This window comes from Geodermatophilus sp. SYSU D00766, from assembly GCF_054049915.1.
This window is the reverse complement of sequence record NZ_JBJGYI010000082.1, coordinates 1-3642: the sequence shown is the minus strand read 5'-3', so window position 1 is coordinate 3642 and position 3642 is coordinate 1. Positions and strand designations below refer to the sequence as shown.

General features: G+C 62.1%; 2 rRNA genes. Both read right to left on the bottom strand.

The window, feature by feature from the left end:
• Window positions 1-1752: ribosomal RNA gene (locus tag ACI8AD_RS24875) — 23S ribosomal RNA — on the bottom strand; the annotation flags it as partial.
• Between the two features lie 553 nt (window positions 1753-2305).
• A 16S ribosomal RNA gene (locus tag ACI8AD_RS24870) occupies window positions 2306-3642 on the bottom strand; the annotation flags it as partial.

Sequence of the window (3642 nt, the reverse complement as noted above, 5' to 3'; positions counted from 1 at the left end):
GACTGCGCCACGGATTTGCCTATGGCGCGGGCCACACCCTTGCACCGGTTCTACCACTCACCGGCATCGACTACCTTCCTGCGTCACCCCATCGCTTGCCTACTACCAGTCCGGGTCCCCAGCTACTCCCACCCACACACCCGAAGGCGCGTGAGCGGTTTCGGTGGGTCAGCATCGCTGGATTCGGCATGGGCGCTCCTTCGCGGGTACGGGAATATCAACCCGTTGTCCATCGACTACGCCTGTCGGCCTCGCCTTAGGTCCCGACTCACCCTGGGCGGATTAGCCTGGCCCAGGAACCCTTGGTCTTCCGGCGGGGGAGGTTCTCACTCCCCTCTCGCTACTCATGCCTGCATTCTCACTCGCATGGCGTCCACGGCTGGCTTCCGCCGCCGCTTCACCCGCCACACGACGCTCCCCTACCCACCCACGCACCTGGCCGGCGATCCCGAAGGATCGACGGCGGGCTTGTCGCGTGAGTGCCACGGCTTCGGCGGTGTGCTTGAGCCCCGCTACATTGTCGGCGCGGAACCACTTGACCAGTGAGCTATTACGCACTCTTTCAAGGATGGCTGCTTCTAAGCCAACCTCCTGGTTGTCTCTGCGATCCCACATCCTTTTCCACTTAGCACACGCTTAGGGGCCTTAGCCGATGATCTGGGCTGTTTCCCTCTCGACTACGAACCTTATCGCCCGCAGTCTCACTGCCGCGCTCTCACTTACCGGCATTCGGAGTTTGGTTGACGTCAGTAACCTTGTGGGGCCCATCGGCCATCCAGTGCTCTACCTCCGGCAAGAAACACGCGACGCTGCACCTAAATGCATTTCGGGGAGAACCAGCTATCACCGGGTTTGATTGGCCTTTCACCCCTACCCACAGCTCATCCCCCAGGTTTTCAACCCTGGTGGGTTCGGTCCTCCACGCGGTCTTACCCGCGCTTCAACCTGGCCATGGGTAGATCACCCGGCTTCGGGTCTAGAGCACGCGACTCAGATCGCCCTGTTCGGACTCGCTTTCGCTACGGCTACCCCCCACGGGTTAACCTCGCCACGTACCGCTAACTCGCAGGCTCATTCTTCAAAAGGCACGCCATCACCCCGCACACCCGAAGGTGCGCATTCTGAGCTCTGACGGCTTGTAGGCACACGGTTTCAGGTACTATTTCACTCCCCTCCCGGGGTACTTTTCACCTTTCCCTCACGGTACTCGTCCGCTATCGGTCACCAGGGAGTATTCAGGCTTAGCGGGTGGTCCCGCCGGATTCACACCGAATTTCACGGGCTCGGTGCTACTTGGGAACACGCCACAGGAGGACCGGTGTTTTCGTGTACGGGGCTCTCACCCTCTACGGCGACCCCTTCCAGAGGCCTTCCACTAACATCCGGTCTTTCTCACTCCTTCGCACGCCGGCAGACATGCGCGGGCGGTCCCACGACCCCGCTTCCACAACCCCTGCCGGGTATCACATGGAAACGGTTTAGCCTCATCCGCTTTCGCTCGCCACTACTCACGGAATCACGGTTGTTTTCTCTTCCTGTGGGTACTGAGATGTTTCACTTCCCCACGTTCCCTCCACACGCCCTATGTGTTCAGGCGCGGGTCACACCACATGACTGGTGCGGGGTTCCCCCATTCGGACACCCTCGGATCAACGCTCGGTTGGCAGCTCCCCGAGGCTTATCGCAGCCTCCCACGTCCTTCATCGGCTCCTGGTGCCCAGGCATCCACCGTGTGCCCTCAACATCTTGGCCACACCACTACCTACACACACTCGACACCCACACCCCACCACCACACCGGCCGGCCACCCCCACAGGGGCACCACCGGAGCAAGCGAGGGACGTGCGGGTCCAGAGATCAAAAGATGCTCGCGTCCACTGTGCAGTTCTCAACGACCAACCAGCCACCCCCCACACCGACCCCACCAGCCCCGGCTCCGCACCCACAGGGCACCGACCACCAGGCGGTATGAGATCCAGGAGGCCCTGGACCCCCGGGCGAACCCGGGGCGAGGTGAGCACCACCGGCACCGGCCATCACTGACCGGACCGGGCCCGCTCCCTCAGGACCCAACAGCGTGCCTACGACCACCCGCCCACCCCGGCCCCGTTCCCCACGCCCCGCCCTCCGAGGAGGACACGACGCCGTACTAGAAGCCGGCAGCAGCCGGCGGCCGAACTGGTCAGCGTTCCACCCTCGAGCACTGTCTCGACCACGACGTGACCACCCGGTACTGGGCGGCCATCACGACCCGAGCACAGCTCTGGACCGACAGACCTCAGTCTGCCGGCCAGCGCTCCTTAGAAAGGAGGTGATCCAGCCGCACCTTCCGGTACGGCTACCTTGTTACGACTTCGTCCCAATCGCCGATCCCGCCTTCGACGGCTCCCTCCCACGAGGGGTTGGGCCACCGGCTTCGGGCGTTACCGACTTTCGTGACGTGACGGGCGGTGTGTACAAGGCCCGGGAACGTATTCACCGCAGCGTTGCTGATCTGCGATTACTAGCGACTCCAACTTCATGGGGTCGAGTTGCAGACCCCAATCCGAACTGAGACCGGCTTTTTGGGATTCGCTCCACCTCGCGGTATCGCAGCCCTTTGTACCGGCCATTGTAGCATGTTTGCAGCCCTAGACATAAGGGGCATGATGATTTGACGTCATCCCCACCTTCCTCCGAGTTGACCCCGGCAGTCTCCCATGAGTCCCCACCATCACGTGCTGGCAACATGGAACGAGGGTTGCGCTCGTTGCGGGACTTAACCCAACATCTCACGACACGAGCTGACGACAACCATGCACCACCTGTGCACGACGCCAAAGGCACCCCGCATCTCTGCGAGATTTCCGTGCATGTCAAGCCTAGGTAAGGTTCTTCGCGTTGCATCGAATTAAGCAACATGCTCCGCCGCTTGTGCGGGCCCCCGTCAATTCCTTTGAGTTTTAGCCTTGCGGCCGTACTCCCCAGGCGGGGCGCTTAATGCGTTAGCTGCGGCACGGAGACCGTGGAATGGCCCCCACACCTAGCGCCCAACGTTTACGGCGTGGACTACCAGGGTATCTAATCCTGTTCGCTCCCCACGCTTTCGCTCCTCAGCGTCAGTATCGGCCCAGAGACCCGCCTTCGCCACCGGTGTTCCTCCTGATATCTGCGCATTTCACCGCTACACCAGGAATTCCAGTCTCCCCTGCCGAACTCCAGTCCGCCCGTATCGACTGCAGGCCCGGAGTTGAGCTCCGGGTTTTCACAGCCGACGCGACGAACCGCCTACGAGCTCTTTACGCCCAATAATTCCGGACAACGCTTGCACCCTACGTATTACCGCGGCTGCTGGCACGTAGTTGGCCGGTGCTTCTTCTGCAGGTACCGTCACTTGCGCTTCGTCCCTGCTGAAAGAGGTTTACAACCCGAAGGCCGTCATCCCCCACGCGGCGTCGCTGCGTCAGGCTTCCGCCCATTGCGCAATATTCCCCACTGCTGCCTCCCGTAGGAGTCTGGGCCGTGTCTCAGTCCCAGTGTGGCCGGTCACCCTCTCAGGCCGGCTACCCGTCGTCGCCTTGGTAGGCCACTACCCCACCAACAAGCTGATAGGCCGCGGGCCCATCCCCAGCCGGAAACCCTTTCCACCACCACCCATGCGG